Annotated in this window: 4 protein-coding genes; all 4 read left to right on the top strand. The window is 66.1% G+C overall.

Annotated features, from left to right (window positions below; all coding sequences use genetic code 11):
• The first annotated feature begins 211 nt into the window (after positions 1-211).
• The 4 genes from ACYDAT_RS15950 to ACYDAT_RS15935 all read left to right on the top strand — a co-directional run bounded on the left by ACYDAT_RS15950 (position 212) and on the right by ACYDAT_RS15935 (position 2,778).
• Complete coding sequence (locus tag ACYDAT_RS15950; RefSeq protein WP_461440705.1) at positions 212-460, top strand: antitoxin; 249 nt, start codon at positions 212-214, stop codon at positions 458-460.
• A gap of 3 nt (positions 461-463) precedes the next feature.
• On the top strand, positions 464-877 hold the full coding sequence (locus ACYDAT_RS15945; protein WP_461451411.1) for a PIN domain-containing protein: 414 nt from the start codon (positions 464-466) through the stop codon (positions 875-877).
• A 238-nt stretch (positions 878-1,115) separates the two neighbouring features.
• Complete coding sequence (locus tag ACYDAT_RS15940; protein WP_461451410.1) at positions 1,116-2,402, top strand: EAL domain-containing protein; 1,287 nt, start codon at positions 1,116-1,118, stop codon at positions 2,400-2,402.
• On the top strand, positions 2,392-2,778 hold the full coding sequence (locus ACYDAT_RS15935; RefSeq protein ID WP_461442316.1) for a hypothetical protein: 387 nt from the start codon (positions 2,392-2,394) through the stop codon (positions 2,776-2,778). Before ACYDAT_RS15940 ends, ACYDAT_RS15935 begins: the two co-directional genes overlap by 11 nt.
• Positions 2,779-3,020: the final 242 nt, after the last annotated feature.

The following is a 3,020-nucleotide window of genomic DNA, read 5'->3' as shown; positions in this document are numbered from 1 at the left end:
ATCCAACGCAGTGAAGGAAGCCTATAACCGCGCGCAGCACCTGCCCGAGCGCGTCAAGATGATGCAGGCATGGAGTGACTATCTGGACGGCTTGCGCATTGGTGCCGATGTGGTGCCGATCCAGCGCGGCGCTTGAGTCATATCCTTGCACCATATCCGCAACGGTCTACACTGAGCCGCAGGCGTCCGCAGGGATGCCGGGAGCCTACCCATGAACGCCACCGCCAAGCTGTTCACGCTCGCCAACTCGCAGGCCGTGCGTATCCCCGCGCGCTTCCGCATCAATGCCGAGGAAGTGGAGATCAGTCGCACCGAGGATGGTGCGCTGATCCTACGCCCGAAACCGCGCACCGCCGCCGACGTGTTCGCGCTCGCCCGTGCCAAAGCGGGGGACGCGTTCAAGGACTGGGAGCGGCCCGAACAAGGTGCGACACGGCCTGTTCCAGCGCTGGACTTCTGAGCCGTGGCTGACGCCTACCTGCTCGATACCTGCACCATCATCGCCGCGCTGAAGGGCGAGCCGCGTTCTCTGCTCAATCGCCTCGCCAGCCTTGCGTCAAACCGCTTGCACCTGTCCAGCCTGGTGCTCGCTGAACTCCTGTACGGCGTGGAAAAGTCGCAACGCACCGCGCAGGTGCTCTGCGCCGTGGACGTGGTGACACAAGGATTCGCAGCCCTGCCATTCGAGGATGTCGATGCCGCCGCCTACGCACGCATCCGCGCCGTGCTAGAACGCAAGGGTGCCGGCATCGGCCCGCTGGACATGCTGATTGCCGCGCAGGCCGTGGCGCGCGAGCTGGTGTTGGTGACGGACAATCTGCGCGAATTCCGGCGCGTACCTGGGCTGCGCTGCGAGAACTGGATGCGCGGCAAGTGATTCCATTTCGCCACGGCTAGGGCGACGGCCTGAACGCGGGACACCTCGTCTGGTGCGAGGGTCGCCGCAAGCGTAGACTCGAAAATGATCCGAAAGGATTCCAGCACGGGAGGTTCCCATGAGGAGCTCGGGTGCGCCGGAGGCCCTGCCTTCACCAAAGCGTGAGGGGGCCGGCGTACTTGCGGAACCGTGCGAGGGAATCCCCACGGAAACCGTCGCGGTCCCCGGTTTCGAGCCCATGGCCCGTAGCGTGGCACGTGTCCTCAAGGCCCCACTTGTCTCGTTGATCCTCACGGATGGCGGCACGCTGTGGTACGCCGCGGAGGAGGATCGTCGCGCGCAAAGTTCGCTGCATCCGCCGCACCGGCTGCATGCCGAGGTGGCCCACTGGCGCGTTCCCCATGTGGTGCTGGACACGTTGGCCGAGGCGCATGCGGGCGCTGCACCCGCGGACGGTCTTCCGCCACCGGCGCCCATCCGCTTTTTCGCCAGCACGCCAGTCTTCATGCTCACCGGCCGCCAGGCCGGCGCCTTGTGCGTCATGGACTTCACGCCCCGCGTCGCGATCAGCGAGGAAGAGGCCACCGCGTTGCACGACGCCGCCGTGCTCGCCGGCACCGGCATCGTGCTGCGCCGCTATATCTCCACGCTCGATCCCGTCACCCAACTGCCCCACCGCGGCGCCTTCTTCGAGGATCTGCATGCATGGCTGTCGCAACAGTCGGAAGGACTGACCTTGGCGGTCATCGAGGTCGCCCCCGTGGATCGTTACAACGCCTTTCTGCGCGCCATGGGCCACGTATATTCCGATACGTTGATGCACCAGGCCAGTGCGCGCCTGCGGGCGTGGGCGATGTCGGGCACGCGCCTGTACCAGGTGGGTGTGCAGCGCTTTGCGGTGCTGATGCCGCGTCTTCCGGTCGACGCACGCGCCACGCAGTTCGATCCGTTGATCGCGCGATTGCGCGAACCGCTGGACTGTCTAGGCATCCCGTTGCTGCTGCAGCCCAGCGCAAGGGTGATTGATCTACCCACCTCTGGCCCCAGCGGCGATGACGTACTGCGCTCCGCGCTGACCGCAGCGCACAGCGCGCACCGGGAGCTGCGCGGCTGGATAAGGTCTACCACCCGGAGGAGGCTGCGCGCCAGCAAGCAGGACTTCCTGGTCACCGAACTGGCCACGGCCCCGCATTCCGGCACCGAGCTGGAGCTGCACTACCAGCCGCGCATCGATCTCCACACGGGGCACTGCCGATCGGTCGAGGCGCTGGCGCGATGGCGCCACCCGACGCTGGGCTATATCTCACCCAGCCGCTTTGTACCCATGGCGGAGCGTCCTGCCCTGATGCGCACCTTGACCGAACGGGTCTTCGAACAGGCCTTCGCGCAATGGGCTGCATGGCGACGCAGCGGCCAGGACATCGATTTGTCGCTGCAGCATCTCCAGTGCCGATTTCGATGCACCAGGGAAAGCCACGTAGACGTGCCCTTGGGCCTCTTGACGGAGCAACGCCATGCCGCGTGACAAAGGCTTCCCCAGCCAGCGTCCAGTCAAGGCCGACTGGAGCGATCCCGAGCTGCAGGCGCTCTTGAAGAAGACCGAGCAGTGGCAGATTGACCAGCGCTCGGGCTTCGTCGCGGAAGATGTGCAGATCGACTTGCGCTGGGGCGCGGGGGTGCCCTGCGCGGCGCGGCTGGTGGACCTGCACGACGAATTCTTCGTGCTGCAGACCGCGCTGTCGCTATCGGTCGGCGAGCATGTGCGTGTTGACCGGAGGGTCGGTGATCAGGCGACCATCCTGTGGGGCGAGGTGATGCAAAGTCGCGCGGGGGTACGGGCAGGCGATCAGGTCCAGGACGGTCAATTTCACTGGCTGCGTCGCGGCACAACCGGCAAGTGAAGCGGTTGCGTGGATGGGATTTCGGTCGCCTGCGCACGAATCGACACCACGCGCGCAGTTGCGCCCTGCTCGGGCTGCCGCAGCTTCCCGCGCAGCGGGCATCGAAGAAATCGGTAGCGTCGCGGCCATCGAGGCCGATCCAGGGCAAGCGGCCGCGCGCACTGGCGCCGCGTTGTAAACGGCGTTCGCCGCTTCAGGCGCGCAGCAACTTCAGCGTGTGCTGCGCGATCATCAGCTCCTCG

It is taken from the genome of Metallibacterium sp., from assembly GCF_054637675.1.
Note: the sequence above shows the minus strand (reverse complement) of the source record. Positions and strands in the feature narration are given on the sequence as shown.